Here is a 15,220-nt window from a genome sequence, read left to right as displayed (position 1 = left end):
AAGGTAGAATCGGAGCCCAATAGTGACTTGAGGATCGCTAACGGGTGCTCGAGGGTGGGGCAGGCGGGCGATAGTGAGTTGAGAGTAACTATCGAGCGTGGCAGAGTTTGAAATCATTTCTCCCTATTGCTAATTGTGTCGAACTGAGGTAGGATCACCCTATACACGCGAAGAACGCGCTGTTTCCACCTGTGGTGGGGGCAGTGCGTTTTTTTTTTTATGAATTCACGGTTCGGGAGGCGGTTATTATGCTGCTTGGCGATTTTAAGATTGCTTTTGAAGAGTGGCTGGCTAGGCATAGGATACAGCGCAAGGGAGAAGGCAGGAATAGAATCGTCAATGGGCTGGGGCATGCCGAGAATCTTTTTCTAGAGAAAGTATGGTGGCCGGCTTTCGGCCAGCTTGCCGGCCTGCATCCGGAATACGAAATACGGGACTTTCGAGATGGGAGCCGATTCATTGATTTTGCCTATATACGAGGCGGCATGAGAATCGGAATCGAAATCGACGGCTACGGCCCGCATTGGCGTGATTTAAGCAGATGGCAGTTCGCGGATCATTTGATGCGTCAAAATCAACTCGTCATCGACGGCTGGCTCGTGATCCGATTTGCTTTCGATGACGTATGCGAAAAGCCTCGTCGATGTCAGCAAGCGCTTCAGCAGTTGTTCGGTAAGTGGGGATCCGAACAAGAGGAAGAGGCTCTCTTAAACTCTTATGAACGGGACGTCCTTAGACTTGCGCTCCAGCAGGAGCAGATCTCCGTCAGAATGGCGTCGGAATATCTACGCGTTACGACCGTCCAAGCTAGACGATTGTTGAGGATGCTCAAGGACAAACGGCTGATCGTGCCGGTTAATCAAAACAGCAGGCGGGTCCGCTACTATAAAATGGCGTCGACGTCACAATATCGCCAATTGCTTGGCTAAGTGATACTCGAGCAGTCAAACAACCCAGACAAACCCAAACAAACCCGCCTCGCGAAACGCGTTAGGCAGGTTTATTTCTTCCGAATAAAGGCCAGGATGGGCCGCAGCGATTGGGCAGGGACAGCATCGAGGAGATCGCCCTCCCGTTCGAGCCGTTCCGCGATATTCAGCAGGTTGTAGTCGGTGATCGCGGCGTTCGCCCGCACTTCGCGCCAGTGAAGCGGCGTCGAGACGGTGGCGCCGGAGCGGGCGCGGGGCGAATAGGGAGCGACGATTGTTTTGCCCTCGTAGTGCTGCAGGTAGTCGATGTAGATGAGGTCGCCGCGATTTTTCTTCAGCCGCTCGATCGTGAACAGCGCGGGATATTTGCCGGATAGATAGGCGCCCACGAATTCGCCGATCGCCCGCAGCTCGTCGAACGTCAGGTCTGGTTTCAGCGGCACGATGATTTGGACGCCGGTCGCGCCTGAAGTCTTGGGCACCGACGCGATGCCGAGCGACTCGAGCACATCCCCGACGAGCGAAGCGGCCTCCATGATGCGCGGCTCCTCCTCGACGGAGGGGTCGAGATCGACAACCCATTCGGTCGGCTTCACCGGATTGCTGATACGGTCGAACGACGCGTGGTACTCGATGCATGCCAGGTTTCCGAGCCACAGCAGGACGGGCAGCGAATCGAGCCGGACATAGCTGATATCCCCATGCGTATCGGTCTGCACGAAGGGTGGCGCGGGCTGCGGGCAATTTTTCTGATAAAACGATTTGCCGTGCACGCCGTCCGGGAACCGGATCGTCGTCAAATACCGGTCGCGGCAATGTTTCAACAGCCATGGGGCGAGCACGGCCAACTTCTGCAGGAACACCGCCTTCGTGATGCCCAGCTCGGGAAAAAGCAGCTTCTGGGGATTGCTCACCGTCAGCTCTTGTCCTTCGATGACGATCGTTCCCTTAACCGCGCGGCTCATGGCAGCGTGTCCTTGGGCAAGAACGTGACGAGCTTCGGATGACGGAGTTGACCGGCGGACGTGATCTCGAGCCCGCTGACCCGGCAGCGAAACGGCAGCTGCAGCCACTGCACCTCTTCGCGCTTCAAATCGCCCGGCATTGCCGCGAACGGACAAGGACGGGCGGGCACGTGCGCGTCGATGGGGCGGAACGTGGACATGAGCACTTTGCGCAGCGGTTCGTTCAGTCCGGAGGAGACGGACCCCAAATAGGCGCCGTCATAGGCCATGACGAGGCTGGCGATGATGCCGCTGCGCCATTTGAGCCCGACGATGTCGACGTCGAGCAGGACGGCGGTCCGCTTCTTCAGCCAGTCGCGATGCTTCTTGCCTTCCCGGTACGGACTGGACCAGCGTTTGCTGACGACGCCTTCCCACTGGTTCGCTTCGACCCATCGCCAGAGCGCTTCGCCGTCGGCGAACGTATCGGTGACGAACAGCTGCGGCTCCTTCGTCGGGAACTTGGCGTTCAGTCTACGGTAACGCTCCTCGTAAGGCAAAGTCCGCAAATCTTCCTTGCCATCGGCCAGCAGGTCGAAGAGCACGAATACGATGGCGCCGTTGCTTCCTGTCGGCGCGTCTGTTTCCGTATGCGCGATGACCGGCTCATGGCGAGAATAAGGAGACCGAGCATTGGCGGAGCCGATCGACGTCCCACGCGACCGCTCTCGCTTCAACACCTGCTGAAAATTCGGCCGCACGCCGTTCCACCATACAATCTCGCCATCCAGCAGACACGGGCCGAGCTCGGCCGCTTTGCGCGTGAGCAGCCGCACGATCTCCGGGTAGATCGGGTTCTTCAAAAACATGCTGCGCGAATAGAGCTCGACGTTCCCGTCCGTCCCGACGCGCGCCAAAATACGCACGCCGTCCCACTTCAGCTGGTAGCACCAATCGTCCCCTGACGGGATTTCATTATCTGCGATGGGCGCCATTGGATCGAATGGGAGCGGGATGGGCTCGACTGCCAACGGGGAGCCCGGATGGGCAGACGGAATATCCGCCGCAGGAGCAGGGGAGTCCAACAAATCGGGCCGCGATGCAGCAGGCACTTGTTCGGTAATGTCAACCGCTTGAGCGGACAGATCAAATAGCGGCAATGGAGCGGAATCGCCGCCCCATTGCGCAGGTACTTCATTCTGCCAAGCGCCTTCCATGCTAGGACACCGTCTCCTTTGCCTTCTCGTTCTTCGGCTTGCGGGCGCGCGGCTTCTTGGCCGGGGCATCCGCATCAGCCGTAGCGCTATCCGCAGCCTGCGCGGTCTCGACGACCGTCTGCTTCTTCGTCTGCTTGGCCGGCTGGGCGGCAGCTGCCGCACCGGTATCGAGCGCGCCCGGCGCATCCGGCGATATCCGGACCGCTTCCAGGCTGGCCTGCAGCGCGGCCATCAGATCGAGCACGTTCGTGCGCTGCTGTTGATCCGGCGCGACGCGAATCTCTTCGCCGGCGATTTTCGTCTGAATGAGATCCATGAGCCGGGTGCGGTAATCGTCGGTATATTTGGCCGGCTCGAACGGCGTGGACAACTGCTCGATCAGCATGCGCGCCATCGTCAGTTCCTTCTCGTTGACGTTGATCGCATCCGGCAGGCCGGGGACCTGACCGATCGCGCGGATCTCGTCCGGATAGAAAATCGTCTCCATTGCCAGCGCGTTATCGATGACGCGAATGGCCGCGAGCGAGCTTTTGGAGCGGATCGATACTTTGGCCAGTCCGATTTTGCCCGACTGCCGCATCGCTTCGAGCAGCAGATTGTAGGCATTCCCGCCGGCTTGGTCGGGCGACAGATAATACGTCTTCTGGAAATAGATCGGATCGATCTCGGTCAGATCGACGAAATCGAGGATCGTGATCGTCTTCGATCGTTCGTCGCTGACGGCCTCTAAATCCTCCTTCTCGAAGAGCACGAACCGCCCCTTCTCGTATTCGTACCCTTTGACGATTTCGTCGAAGGCGACCTCCACGTCGCAGTTGTCGCATTTGCGCACGAAGGCGATCGGACTGCCGCACGCGCGATGGATCATGCGCATCGAAATATCTTTGTCCTCGGTGGCGGAGAACATTTTGACGGGCACATGGACCAGTCCGAAGCTGATCGCGCCTTTCCAGACGGTATGCATGGTTAACACTCCTTTGGGGCTGATTGGTTTGCGTTCCCCGTCAAGACGGGGAATGCAGCATTCAGCCGAAGATTGGTTTGCGTTCCCCGTCAAGACGGGGAATGCAGCATTCAGCCGAAGATTGGTTTGCGTTCCCCGTCAAGACGGGGAATGCTTGGCGAATAAACGCTAGATGAGGACGGCGCGGTCTGTGAATCCCTGGGTATCAGTGTTCCCGGAATGCATGAAACTCAACCGGATCGGGCATATTTTCGAAAAGCAAGCCATTCTCGCATAGAAGGAAAGGAGCAGCGCAAGATGAGTGAAGCGGGCAATTCCCCGACAGGTTCGAGCGGCGACAAGATGCATGAGGGCCGGGACGACTATTTCATGGATATCGACCGGATGGTGAACGAGGGACTGGGCGGCGGCCAAGTGACGCTTCATAACGGGTATATTGACGAATCCACGACGGATACGATGGAGCCGGAAGGCCGGAACGTCTCCGCGGGCGTAACGCCGATTGCCGATGAATACTGAGCGCGCCAAACAAATTTTAGCGGCGGAAGAGACGATCCCCGTCCATTTTGAAGGCAAACCGATCTGGATCGAGAAGGTCGACGAGGCGTTCGGCACGGCAACGATCCAAATCGAGGCGAGCCCGAGACAGATAGAGACGGTGTCCGTCGAGAAGCTGATCGAAGCGTAAACGACTGCAAGAAGATGTCCCAACCGAACGATCATGTCGAACAACATAGCAAGCATCATCAGCCGCCCGGGTTGCCGGTGCGGCTTTTTGGCGCGGCCTGCGAGGTCCGCAGCTTGTTTACTCCGCTTCCGGACAGGGTACTAATGCCTAAGAAGATTTGCAATAACCAAACAACCCGGTGAGGCGTTAGATAGTTGACATGCCGAAGTCTGGGTCCAAAGGGAGATGAGTAAAATGGCAATGGTTGACCGCAACGTGGATATTGAGGAGCGTCATGTGGAGAAAAAACACGATTCGAGCATGGTGGCGTCGACTTTCATCAAGTACGCGGCGTACATTATCATTTTCTTCGGCTTGCTGTATTTCCTCGTGCAATACGTATTCCCGAATTTCTAATCCGCACGTAGGGCAGAGGCTATCGCGGGACATACGAAAAGTTGCGCAGACCGCATCTCTAAGGAGGTGCGGTTTTTGGCGTTCCTTCAAGCGGCGCTGGTTAGACACCCATCTTGCGTTCCTGTAAAAGGCTCTGCTAAGACGTCCATCTTGGCGGAGAAGAGGAGGGCTGACAGAGAGTCGGTTCGTGGTAAAGGATGGTTCGCCGAGGGAGCGTCATAAGCTTCGTTGTCCATACGCTGTTTTTTTGTAGCTTTCAAAAGCATAGTTTCTTCGAAATTTCACCGCAATAAAGAAAATAATCGAAAACACGTGAAAAATGAAGATAATAAACCTTAATATCCGGTAAAACGATACTTTTGCTTGGAAAAACGTCAAAAATCAGCTATAATAAGATAAATCAAAAGAAAATAGGGGGTAAGATATGGCTAAAAAAATACAACACGGTAAGTTGTCCATATTGGAAATCATTCGTCGGATCGTATTTATTACTTTGGGCGCGGCGCTCGTGTCGGTCGCGCTGGAGATTTTCCTCGTCCCGAACGAGGTCATTGACGGCGGAATTACGGGTATTTCGATCATGCTGTCGCATCTCACGGATTTGCCGCTTGGTATTTTTCTATTCATCCTTAATCTGCCATTCCTCATCATCGGGTACAAACAGATTGGCAAGACCTTTGCTTTATCGACGCTGTACGGCGTCATCGTGATGTCGATCGGCACGCAGCTGCTTCATCACGTCGATCCCCTGACAGAGAGCACATTCCTTGCGCCGGTTATCGGCGGGGTATTGCTAGGTATCGGGATCGGCATCGTCATCCGTTTCGGCGGTTCGCTGGACGGGACGGAAATCATGGCTATTCTCTTCAGCAAGAACTTGCCGTTCTCCGTTGGCGAGTTCGTTATGTTCATAAACTTGTTCATTCTGGGCAGCGCGGGTTTTGTCTACGGTTGGGACAGCGCGATGTACTCGCTCATTGCATACTATATAGCGTTCAAAATGATCGACGTGACCGTCGAAGGTTTCGACGAGTCGAAGTCGGTGTGGATCATCAGTGAAGAAGCGGTGGAAGTCGGCGAAGCGATCATGAGCCGTCTTGGCCGCGGCGTCACGTATTTGCACGGCGAGGGCGGTTTCACGGGCGGCTCGAAGAAGGTTATCTTCTGCGTCATTACCCGTCTGGAGGAAGCGAAGCTGAAGTCGATCGTGCACGAGCTTGATCCGGTTGCCTTCCTCGCGGTCGGCAATATTCACGACGTGAAGGGCGGACGCTTCAAGAAGCGCGATATTCACTAGCAGACGAAGCAGCCGGTTATCCGGCGGATCAGGCGGGCGGCACCCTCGGCGTAAGCGAGCGGGCCGCCCGCCTTTTGTTGCGGCTGATGGGGCGGACCGATATAATAAGGTCAACGAATAGGTCACGATCCAGAAGCGCCGCTCCGGCGCTTCTCGCATGCGCGGGCAAGTTCGCGCCGGGCGGTCCGGACGGGCCGAACGTGTCCGCGCCGGATGAATTAATGCGGGTAGCGGTCGGCAATGAGTCGGCCGCCTGGGGCGCGGTTCGCGGATGGATCCAAGATGCAGGGGGCATATATGCTGGACGAGTTTGCGAGAATCCGCTTATGGACGGGGGAACGGCAGCGATCCGCGCTCCTGCGGCAGCAGGGCGTCGTGCTCGGCATCGGCGACGATGCGGCCGTCGTGGAGATGCCGCCAGATGCGGCGGGCGGCGCGGCGCAGTGGCTGCTGGCGGTCGACACGATGGTAGAGACCGTACACTTCAACGACGCGACGATGGGCGAGGCCGACGTCGGCTGGAAGGCGCTCGCCGCGAACGTGAGCGATATCGCGGCGATGGGCGGGGTGCCCCGGCACGCGCTCGTCTCCGTGAGCGTGCCGAAGAAGTGGGAGCCGGCGAGAATCGGCCGGCTCTATGACGGGCTCTACGCGTGCGCCGACCAGTACGGCGTCGCGATCGTGGGCGGCGACACGACGTCGTCGCCGGCGCATTTGGTCGTGGCCGTGACGGTTACGGGCACCGTCGAGGCCGGGGCGGCGATCAGCCGGGCTGGCGCAGCGCCCGGCGACGCCGTGTTCGTGACCGGCCCAGTCGGCATGTCCGGGGCCGGTCTGCATTGGCTGCTTGCCGCCGCCATGCGGGGCGCCGGGCACCCGGTGCCGCTAGCCGCGGCGGAAGCGGACGGGACGGCGGTGCTCGTCGCGGCGCACCGCCGCCCCGTCCCGTCCGTGCGTGCGGCGCGAATGCTCGCCGCGCGGGGCACGTTGACGTCGCTGAACGATGTCAGCGATGGGCTCGCGAGCGAGGCGTGGGAGATCGCCGAAGCATCGGGCGTCTCCATCGTGCTGCGCGAATCGCAGCTTCCGTATAGCGGCAGCATGACCGCATACGCCCATCGCAGCGGAGCCGATCCGCTGGAATGGATGCTCTACGGGGGCGAGGATTATGTGCTGCTCGGCACGATCCGGCAGGAGGATGCGGATGCGGCCAAGGCGGCGCTAGCGGCCGAGGGGCTGCCGATGTACATCATCGGCGAGGCAGCAGCCGGCGACGCCGGCGTGGCGCTTATTCGCGACCGCCAAGCGGGCGGGGGCGCGGGTCGTCGCGAGGCGATCGCCAAACGCGGGTATAATCATTTTAACGGGTAAGGATGAAGGCGGCCGCGGCATCGGATCGGCTTGCCGAAGCGAAAAGGATGATGGAGATGACCAATACAGCAGTATGGCATGCGGCGTCCGAAGCGGATACAATCCGCCTCGCGGCGCTGCTCGCGTCCTGGGCAGAGCCGGGGGCGCTATTGTCGCTCGACGGTGACTTGGGCGCGGGCAAGACACGCTTCTCGCAAGCGTTCGCGCAGGCAATCGGCGTGCAAGGTGTCGTGAACAGCCCGACGTTCACGATCATCAAGGAATACGAAGGCGAGCGCATGCCTTTTTATCATATGGACGTCTATCGGCTGTCGGTCGAGGAGGCGGACGATCTGGGGTTGGATGAATATTTCTTCGGTCAAGGCGTGACGATCGTCGAATGGGCCAGCTTGATTCGGGAGCTGCTGCCAGATGAGCGGCTTGAGGTATATATCGAACATTTGGGGGACGAAGCCCGGCGCATTACGCTGAAGGGCATCGGTGCCCCCTATGAGGGTTGGTGCGGCCAACTGGCGGAGATGGGAGCGGACAAGGAATGACAGAATCGAATTTATCGCCCATAGCGGACGTGGAAGCGGAGAGAACGGTGCTGGCGCTCGATACGTCCACGGCGGCGCTCGCTTGCGCGCTAGTCCATGGCGGCCGCGTGCTTGGCAGCATCCAGTCGATGGCGGAGCGGAATCACTCGGTCTTGACGGTATCGCACGTGAAGACGCTGCTCGACGAGCACGGGGTTACGGCGGACAAGCTGGACGGCATCGCGGTGGGTCAAGGACCGGGCTCTTATACGGGGATGCGCATCGCGGTGACGCTCGGCAAGACGCTAGCTTGGGTATGGAAGAAGCCGCTCGTCGGCATTTCCTCGCTGGAGGCGCTCGCGTTCGGGGCTTTTCGCGCGGAGGGGAGTAAGCCAAGCGGCGGCGTGAAGGATAAGGGTCCGCGGTGGTTCGTGCCGATTATGGACGCGCGGCGTGGCCAAGTGTACACGGCATTGTTCGCGGCGGAGGAATCGGGCGAGTGGGGCCGGCTAGCGCAAGATGGCAACCGGCTGATGGCAGATTGGGTCGATCGTTTGGCTCAGCTTGCACGGGAGAACGAACGTCCGGCGCTCATCTGTATTACAGGCGACTTGACGGTGCACGAGGCGCAGGCGCAGCGATTGGGCGAGCTGCTGCGAGATAGCGGCGTAGACTGCCGGCTGGTTCCGTTCGACATGGAAGGCGAGGCGCTCGCGGAGCTTGGCTTGAGACGGCTGAACGCTGGGGAATCCGATGAGGTGCATGCGTTCATCCCGAACTACACGCAGCTGACGGAAGCCGAGGTCAACCTGCGCGCGCGCCAGCAGGCCGCCGCTGCCGAAGGAGGGAGCGGCAAGTGAGCGTGATAGAGGAAGACAAGCTCGTCTTTCGGCTCATGCAGCTGACGGATATTCCGCAGATCGTGGCTATCGAGCAAGAAGCGTTCACGAGCCCATGGACGAGCGAAGCGTTCGTGAACGAGCTGACGAGGAATCATTTTGCCCGATACATGGTGATGGCCTACGGGGAGGACGTGATCGGCTACGGCGGCATGTGGACGATCATGGACGAAGCGCACATTACGAATATCGCCGTCCGGTCCGATTATCGCGGCCAAGGGCTTGGCGAACGGCTGCTCACGGAGCTGCAGCGGACGGCCGTCATGTTCGGCTCGGCGCGGATGACGCTCGAGGTTCGGGTAACGAATGAGATCGCGCAGCGGCTGTATCGCAAAATGGGGTTCGAGCCTTCGGGCATCCGGCCCGGCTACTATTCGGACAATCAAGAGGATGCCCTCATCATGTGGGCGGAGCTGGAACATGAGGGCGGGGATACGGATGACGACGAATGAACTCATATTAGCGATTGAAACGAGCTGTGACGAGACGAGCGTATCCGTCGTGCGCGGCGGCCGGGAAGTGCTCGTCAATCTCGTCTCCAGCCAGATCGAGACGCACGGGCAGTTCGGCGGCGTCGTGCCTGAGATCGCATCGCGGCAGCATGTCGAATCGATGACGATCATTCTGGAGCAGGCGGTGCACGAGGCAGGCATCGAGCTGAAGGATTTGTCGGCGATCGCGGTGACGCAAGGGCCGGGGCTTGTCGGCTCGCTGCTCGTCGGCATCGTCGCGGCCAAGACGCTGGCGATGGCGCTCGATATTCCGCTGATTGGCACGCATCATATTGCGGGCCATATTTATGCCAACCAACTGGTGCATGAATTGGTCTATCCGAACGTCGCGCTCGTCGTATCGGGCGGACATACGGAATTGGTCGTGCTCGAGCGGGAAGGGAGCTTCCGGATCATCGGGCGCACGCGCGACGATGCGGTCGGCGAAGCGTACGACAAGGTGGCCCGGGCCTTGCAGTTCCCGTATCCGGGCGGTCCCCACGTAGACCGGCTTGCGGCGGAGGCGGAGGAAGAGATCGAGCTGCCGCGTGCGTGGCTGGAGCCGGATTCGTACGATTTCAGCTTCAGCGGACTCAAGTCCGCCGTCCTGGCGGCCGTCAACCAGGCGAAGATGAAAGGGCAAGAGCTGAACAAGCCGGCGCTGGCGCGCGGATTCCAAGCATCGGTCATCGACGTGCTGGTCACCAAGGCGCTGCGGGCCGTCCACGCCGAGGGCGCCAAGCAGCTGCTGCTCTGCGGCGGCGTGGCGGCCAATCGGGGCCTGCGCGCCGCGCTCGCAGCCCGCTGCGAAGCGGAGGGCGTGCCGCTGCTCGTCCCGCCGATGAGTCTCTGCTCGGATAACGCAGCGATGATCGGAGCGGCCGCGCATTTGAAGTGGAAGAGCGGAGAGACCACGCCGCTCGAGATGAAGGCGGAGCCGTCGTTCTCGCTCGAAGGCTGGTCGGTGCGAGATTAGCGCAGGTGGCGTGTTAAGAGGGCGCGTGAAGGCGTTGTCCGGTCGCGGGAGTCGGCCGCTTCGAGGGATCGGAGCGGGCCGCGATTCAGGCGTTTGACGTCATTCGGGAAGACACGTACTCCACATTGCAAAGCACGTCGTGAAGGGAGACCTCCCGTTACGACGGGCTTTTTGGCGTGCTTAGAGCGTTGTGTTGAGTTCCTTTTGCCGGTTCGGCTGTCGAGTAAAGGAACGCCTCCGACTCCCATTGCGCAGCGACTGGACATACGGCCGGGCTTCCGCTGCTCCCAACAACAAAACCGAAAATTCGGAATTGACATACAAATACTGGGTAGACTATACTAGGCAGCAATACTTCACTATCGCTTCGCGGCGCAGTCGGCTAATGCCGATCGCCGCGGTTCATAACGCAAACGCGACGAACAGGAACAGTAGGATGAAGCCGGGGAAGCGGCTTGACGCATGAGCGGTGCACCGCCTTATGTCAAGCACGCGCTAGAGAGCTGCGGGATGGTGCAACGCAGACGAAGGTGGTCCGAAGCTCGCCTGGGAGCGGTATGGCGGAAGCGGGGGGCGAGTTGGCCGAAGGCCAAGGTCGCACGTCCCCTGCATGTACGCCATAACGGCTAACCCCCGTGAAGAGGTGCATCGGTGCTGGTTTCTAGAGCCAGCATCGGTGACGAGGTGGGCGTTCCCGCGACGGTTGAACCGGCGCGGACGTCAACAAGGGTGGTACCGCGCGGGCTGAAGCTCGTCGTCTCTTGATTGGAGACGGCGGGCTTTTTTGTATTGGGCCGTTCTCCCCGGTCCCTGAAGCGCGATTGCGGACGACTCGTCGAGGCTGCAGCGGCGAACACGCGATATGGGCTACGCGAGCATGTGAAGGGCTACCGCAACCAATTGTCGCCCTCGGCCGGCATTCGGCCAGGGCTCGCATACGCAAGTTGAATATTCGATACGCAATGAACAGGAGCAGTACGACGTTAAATCCGGGAACCGGCAGTCTGGCGATAAGCCTCCCTCTCTTAGTCGAAGGGAGGAGCGCGGCAGGCTGCCTGCAGAGAGCTGCGAACAAGGTGCGACGCAGCCGAGGAACGTCCGAACTCGCCTGGGAGCGGTCTGTCGGGAACGGGAGAAGACCCTATTACCATGGAACGGCTAACCCCCGTCATCGGGTGCAAGCAAGGCCGAGCATATGGCCGCGCGTCGTCCGGGAGGACTAACGCGCGGACAACAGCCGGGTTGCTTGCATAAGTGGGTTCGGACCTGATGCGGGTTCCGGGCAACGAGAGTGGTACCGCGGCAGCTTTGGAAGCCTGTCGTCTCTTGAGAAATCAAGGGATGGCAGGCTTTTTGGCGTCCGCCGCAGTCTGCTTGTTTCACCATTAACCATTCAGGAGGCTAACCTTTATGACGATGAATTCAACGAACGAACAGCAAGCCGCGATGCGGCGCATTCACATCTTCGATACGACGCTCCGCGACGGCGAACAGTCACCGGGCGCTTCCTTGGCGCCGGAGCAGAAAATCATCATCGCCCGACAGCTGGCGAAGCTCGGCATTGACTGTATTGAGCCGGGTTTCGCAGTGGCGAGTCCCGGTGATTTCGCGGCGATCCAGGCGGTATCGCGGGAGCTGCAGACGGTCGAGATCGCGGGCTTCGCGCGCGCCATGCGAGGCGATATCGACGCGGCGGTTCGCGCGACGCAGGATGCTGCGCGGAGGCGCCTTCATATTTTCATCTCGTCTTCGGATATTCACCTCGACTTTCAGCTGAAGAAATCCCGCGACGAGGTGCTCCGCATTGCCCGCGAGATGGTCGCTTATGGCAAGCAGTTCGTCGAGGAGATCGAATTCTCCGCGATGGATGCGAGCCGGGCCGGGCGGGAGTTCGTCATCGAGCTGGTAGAGGGCGTTATCGGCGAGGGCGCGACGATCATCAACCTGCCGGATACGCTCGGCTACGCGATTCCGGAAGAATACGGCGACATGTTCCGCACGGTGCGCAAGCAGGCTAGAGGCGGGGAGTCGGTTCGTTACAGCGCCCACTGCCACAACGATCTGGGTCTTGCGGTCGCGAACTCGCTGGCGGCGATCCAAGCTGGCGCGACCCAAATCGAGGTGACGGTGAACGGCGTCGGCGAACGGGCGGGCAATTGCTCGCTGGAGGAGCTGGCGATGGCCATCGAGACCCGCCAAGCGTATCTCGGCGCCAAGACCGGCATCGTAGCCGGCGAAATTTACGAGACGTCCCGGATGGTCAGCCGTGCGATGCATTTCCCGATCGCATACAACAAGCCAATCGTCGGGCGCAACGCGTTCCAACACGAATCGGGCATTCACCAAGACGGGCTGCTCAAGAACCGGAATACGTACGAAATCATGGACCCGGAAGCGATGGGCATACCTCGGAGCATGATCGTGCTTGGCAAGCATTCGGGTCGGCATGCGATCAAACATCGGTTGGCGCAGTATGGGATTACGCTGACGGATGATCAGCTGCAGGAGGTGTATGAGAAATTCGTGGACCGGGCGGATACGCTGAAAATCGTGCCCGATGGCGAGCTGATCGCGATGGCGAGCGACAGCACGGGCATGCAGCAGGATCCGTATGCGCTCGTCGATCTGCAGGTGGTCGCGGGGACCCAGCGCTCACGAATTGCGGCGGTGACGATACGCGATCAGGCGCATGGCTCGGAGCGGACTTACACGGGTTCCGGCGTCGGGCCGCTCGAAGCCGTTATCCAGTGTATTCGACAGGCGATTCCGGAAGCCGCCCAGTTCGAGGACTTGGAGCTGCACTCGCTGGCCACCGGCGAAGACGCACGGGGGGAAGCAGTGGTCAGCATGATCCGGAACGGGGAACGTTACCGGGGGACGGCGGTGCACGACGATATGATCCTTGCCGCGGCGCAGGCTTTCGTCTCGGCATGCAATGCAGTAGCGTTAACGGCACGTCGAACAGATGAAATGGCGACGGACGCGGGCTAACGGAAGCTAGCTTACGGATGATGACTTGTAACCGCCGCCTCTCCGGGCGGTGGTTACTGCAGTTTTTGGCAGCCGCCGACACCGAACGAATTCGCGTCAAATTATCGAGGGGCGAGATTCGCCGAAGGGTCGCGGTTTGGCCGAGTCGGACGAGGTCTGACCACCGACGTCCCCGAATTTTAGACATTCGCGGGTTCGGGCCTCCGGTGCGTGTTAGCGCACCTTCACCCTGCACAGGGGTAGATCACACGGTTTCGGGTCTACGACCACGTACTCATTCGTCCCGGAGCCGTGCTCGCGCGTGGGTCAAACGGCGAAGAAAGTTGGCGTTCTGATCCAAATCGGAGCTGTCAACATTATCCACAAAGTTATCAACAGATTTTGGAAACGCCTGTTTATAACCGCGCAAAACCTGATAACCGCAAGCATATGTAATGTGCACAACGGGGGGATAAGTTTCCCACAGGTCGATTGTGGATAATGTGGATAATGGGTGTAATTAATTCGGTTAAATTTTGCCAATCGCACGAGTCGTCAAAAAACGGCTAGGAATCAAGTACTATGGAATCGCAGTACAAGCCAGAATTGCATAACAATTCGTGTGAGGATGTGGATAAAACTGTGGAAAACGGGGATAGATGCCGTGGTTCCCTATATGGAATGAGAAGATGCAGAACGGGAAGGTTTTGTGACCGGAATGCCGCGTAGTTGAAATATTCGACAATGGAATTGGTATGAATATGTCGAATTTGTCGCAGCTGCTATTCATGAGCCGAGCTGAAAGTGATGATACGGGTAGTCGCAACCGAGGGCGTTTGGTGCTTCTCCAGAAGGCGAGCGGCAGTATCCACCGAAGCCGCCGATAGTGACGCAGAAGTCGTTAATGGGTCCTGATCAACCACCGGAGCGGCTGATAGTGACGCAGAAGTCGTTAACGGGTCCTGATCAACCACCGGAGCGGCTGATAGTGACGCAGAAGTCGTTAATGGGTCCGGAACAACCACCGGTTCGGCTGATAGTGACGCAGAAGTCGTTAATGGGTCCGGAACAACCACCGGTGCGGCTGATAGTGACGCAGAAGTCGTTAATGAGTCCGGAACAACCACCGGTTCGGCTGATAGTGACGCAGAAGTCGTTAATGGCTCCGAAACAACCACCGGAGCGGCTGATAGTGACGCAGAAGTCGTTAATGAGTCCGGAACATCCACCGGTGCGGCCGATAGTGACGCAGAAGTCGTTAATGGTTCCGGAACAACCACCGGTGCGGCCGATAGTGACGCAGAAGTCGTTAACGAGTCCGGAACAACCACCGGTGCGGCCGATAGTGACGCAGAAGTCGTTAATGGGTCCTGACCAACCACCGGTGCGGCTGATAGTGACGCAGAAGTCGTTAATGGGTCCGGATCAGCCACCGGTGCGACCGATAGTGACACTGTGGACCTCTGTCAAGAAAGTGGACAGTAAATTAAGAGAATCTAAGATGCTTTACGATCAAAAAACTGTGCACTAAACTGCGCTGGCGACAAGTATCCCAGCGAA

General features: G+C 59.1%; 15 protein-coding genes. 11 read left to right on the top strand and 4 right to left on the bottom strand.

Annotated elements, in window-relative coordinates; genetic code table 11:
• Window positions 1–248 precede the first annotated feature (248 nt).
• Window positions 249–929: a putative endonuclease domain-containing protein gene (locus tag ACFFSY_RS23040; protein ID WP_377498501.1), complete on the top strand. Its 681-nt coding sequence runs from the start codon at window positions 249–251 to the stop codon at window positions 927–929.
• Window positions 930–1,000: 71 nt separating this feature from the next.
• Here the strand turns inward: ACFFSY_RS23040 and ligD are convergent, their stop codons facing one another.
• Genes ligD through ku form a run of 3 tightly spaced genes read right to left on the bottom strand, consistent with a single transcriptional unit; the run spans window position 1,001 to window position 4,054 of the window.
• On the bottom strand, window positions 1,001–1,894 hold the full coding sequence (gene ligD / locus ACFFSY_RS23035) for a non-homologous end-joining DNA ligase (protein WP_377498499.1): 894 nt from the start codon (window positions 1,892–1,894) through the stop codon (window positions 1,001–1,003).
• Window positions 1,891–3,090, bottom strand: a complete 1,200-nt coding sequence (locus tag ACFFSY_RS23030) for an ATP-dependent DNA ligase (protein WP_377498497.1) — start codon at window positions 3,088–3,090, stop codon at window positions 1,891–1,893. Before ACFFSY_RS23030 ends, ligD begins: the two co-directional genes overlap by 4 nt.
• Window position 3,091: 1 nt before the next feature.
• On the bottom strand, window positions 3,092–4,054 hold the full coding sequence (gene ku / locus ACFFSY_RS23025; RefSeq protein ID WP_377498495.1) for a non-homologous end joining protein Ku: 963 nt from the start codon (window positions 4,052–4,054) through the stop codon (window positions 3,092–3,094).
• Between the two features lie 297 nt (window positions 4,055–4,351).
• On the opposite strand from ku, the gene ACFFSY_RS23020 reads away from it, so the two are divergent.
• The 4 genes from ACFFSY_RS23020 to ACFFSY_RS23005 all read left to right on the top strand — a co-directional run bounded on the left by ACFFSY_RS23020 (window position 4,352) and on the right by ACFFSY_RS23005 (window position 6,435).
• A complete protein-coding gene (locus ACFFSY_RS23020; RefSeq protein ID WP_377498493.1) occupies window positions 4,352–4,573 on the top strand; it encodes a hypothetical protein in 222 nt (73 codons plus the stop codon).
• Window positions 4,563–4,742 (top strand): H-type small acid-soluble spore protein, encoded by a 180-nt coding sequence (locus ACFFSY_RS23015; protein WP_377498505.1) that lies wholly within the window; start codon window positions 4,563–4,565, stop codon window positions 4,740–4,742. The genes ACFFSY_RS23020 and ACFFSY_RS23015 overlap by 11 nt, the downstream gene beginning before the upstream one ends.
• A gap of 234 nt (window positions 4,743–4,976) precedes the next feature.
• Window positions 4,977–5,138, top strand: coding sequence for a hypothetical protein (locus ACFFSY_RS23010; RefSeq protein WP_377498507.1), 162 nt, complete (start codon window positions 4,977–4,979; stop codon window positions 5,136–5,138).
• A gap of 424 nt (window positions 5,139–5,562) precedes the next feature.
• Window positions 5,563–6,435, top strand: a complete 873-nt coding sequence (locus tag ACFFSY_RS23005) for a YitT family protein (RefSeq protein WP_377498491.1) — start codon at window positions 5,563–5,565, stop codon at window positions 6,433–6,435.
• A 28-nt stretch (window positions 6,436–6,463) separates the two neighbouring features.
• Here ACFFSY_RS23005 and ACFFSY_RS23000 read toward each other — a convergent pair whose 3' ends face one another.
• Window positions 6,464–6,676, bottom strand: coding sequence for a hypothetical protein (locus ACFFSY_RS23000; RefSeq protein WP_377498489.1), 213 nt, complete (start codon window positions 6,674–6,676; stop codon window positions 6,464–6,466).
• A 56-nt stretch (window positions 6,677–6,732) separates the two neighbouring features.
• Between ACFFSY_RS23000 and thiL the strand changes: the two genes are divergently transcribed.
• The 6 genes from thiL to ACFFSY_RS22970 all read left to right on the top strand — a co-directional run bounded on the left by thiL (window position 6,733) and on the right by ACFFSY_RS22970 (window position 13,681).
• Window positions 6,733–7,806, top strand: a complete 1,074-nt coding sequence (thiL, locus tag ACFFSY_RS22995) for a thiamine-phosphate kinase (protein ID WP_377498487.1) — start codon at window positions 6,733–6,735, stop codon at window positions 7,804–7,806.
• Between the two features lie 56 nt (window positions 7,807–7,862).
• Entirely contained in the window at window positions 7,863–8,345 is a 483-nt protein-coding gene (gene tsaE / locus ACFFSY_RS22990; protein ID WP_377498485.1) for a tRNA (adenosine(37)-N6)-threonylcarbamoyltransferase complex ATPase subunit type 1 TsaE, read from the top strand.
• On the top strand, window positions 8,342–9,184 hold the full coding sequence (gene tsaB / locus ACFFSY_RS22985; RefSeq protein WP_377498483.1) for a tRNA (adenosine(37)-N6)-threonylcarbamoyltransferase complex dimerization subunit type 1 TsaB: 843 nt from the start codon (window positions 8,342–8,344) through the stop codon (window positions 9,182–9,184). The genes tsaE and tsaB overlap by 4 nt, the downstream gene beginning before the upstream one ends.
• Window positions 9,181–9,675: a ribosomal protein S18-alanine N-acetyltransferase gene (gene rimI, locus ACFFSY_RS22980; RefSeq protein ID WP_377498481.1), complete on the top strand. Its 495-nt coding sequence runs from the start codon at window positions 9,181–9,183 to the stop codon at window positions 9,673–9,675. The genes tsaB and rimI overlap by 4 nt, the downstream gene beginning before the upstream one ends.
• Entirely contained in the window at window positions 9,662–10,690 is a 1,029-nt protein-coding gene (gene tsaD, locus ACFFSY_RS22975) for a tRNA (adenosine(37)-N6)-threonylcarbamoyltransferase complex transferase subunit TsaD (RefSeq protein WP_377498479.1), read from the top strand. The genes rimI and tsaD overlap by 14 nt, the downstream gene beginning before the upstream one ends.
• Before the next feature lie 1,446 nt (window positions 10,691–12,136).
• Window positions 12,137–13,681 carry a 2-isopropylmalate synthase gene (locus tag ACFFSY_RS22970; protein ID WP_377498503.1) on the top strand — a complete coding sequence of 515 codons (1,545 nt, stop codon included), beginning with the start codon at window positions 12,137–12,139 and terminating at the stop codon, window positions 13,679–13,681.
• Window positions 13,682–15,220 lie beyond the last annotated feature (1,539 nt).

The organism is Paenibacillus aurantiacus (assembly GCF_042431225.1).
In the GTDB taxonomy this organism is placed as follows: Bacteria; Bacillota; Bacilli; order Paenibacillales; family Paenibacillaceae; genus Paenibacillus_Z; species Paenibacillus_Z aurantiacus.
This window is presented reverse-complemented; position numbering and strand designations above follow the sequence as displayed.

Excerpts from the sequence above, each read along its gene's own strand:
- tsaE (WP_377498485.1), top strand. The coding sequence starts at position 7,863 with ATGACCAATACAGCAGTATGGCATGCGGCGTCCGAAGCGGATACAATC.
- ACFFSY_RS23030 (WP_377498497.1), bottom strand. The coding sequence starts at position 3,090 with ATGGAAGGCGCTTGGCAGAATGAAGTACCTGCGCAATGGGGCGGCGAT.
- ligD (WP_377498499.1), bottom strand. The coding sequence starts at position 1,894 with ATGAGCCGCGCGGTTAAGGGAACGATCGTCATCGAAGGACAAGAGCTG.
- ACFFSY_RS23005 (WP_377498491.1), top strand. The coding sequence starts at position 5,563 with ATGGCTAAAAAAATACAACACGGTAAGTTGTCCATATTGGAAATCATT.
- ku (WP_377498495.1), bottom strand. The coding sequence starts at position 4,054 with ATGCATACCGTCTGGAAAGGCGCGATCAGCTTCGGACTGGTCCATGTG.
- thiL (WP_377498487.1), top strand. The coding sequence starts at position 6,733 with ATGCTGGACGAGTTTGCGAGAATCCGCTTATGGACGGGGGAACGGCAG.
- ACFFSY_RS22970 (WP_377498503.1), top strand. The coding sequence starts at position 12,137 with ATGCGGCGCATTCACATCTTCGATACGACGCTCCGCGACGGCGAACAG.
- tsaB (WP_377498483.1), top strand. The coding sequence starts at position 8,342 with ATGACAGAATCGAATTTATCGCCCATAGCGGACGTGGAAGCGGAGAGA.
- ACFFSY_RS23010 (WP_377498507.1), top strand. The coding sequence starts at position 4,977 with ATGGCAATGGTTGACCGCAACGTGGATATTGAGGAGCGTCATGTGGAG.
- ACFFSY_RS23020 (WP_377498493.1), top strand. The coding sequence starts at position 4,352 with ATGAGTGAAGCGGGCAATTCCCCGACAGGTTCGAGCGGCGACAAGATG.
- ACFFSY_RS23040 (WP_377498501.1), top strand. The coding sequence starts at position 249 with ATGCTGCTTGGCGATTTTAAGATTGCTTTTGAAGAGTGGCTGGCTAGG.
- ACFFSY_RS23015 (WP_377498505.1), top strand. The coding sequence starts at position 4,563 with ATGAATACTGAGCGCGCCAAACAAATTTTAGCGGCGGAAGAGACGATC.
- tsaD (WP_377498479.1), top strand. The coding sequence starts at position 9,662 with ATGACGACGAATGAACTCATATTAGCGATTGAAACGAGCTGTGACGAG.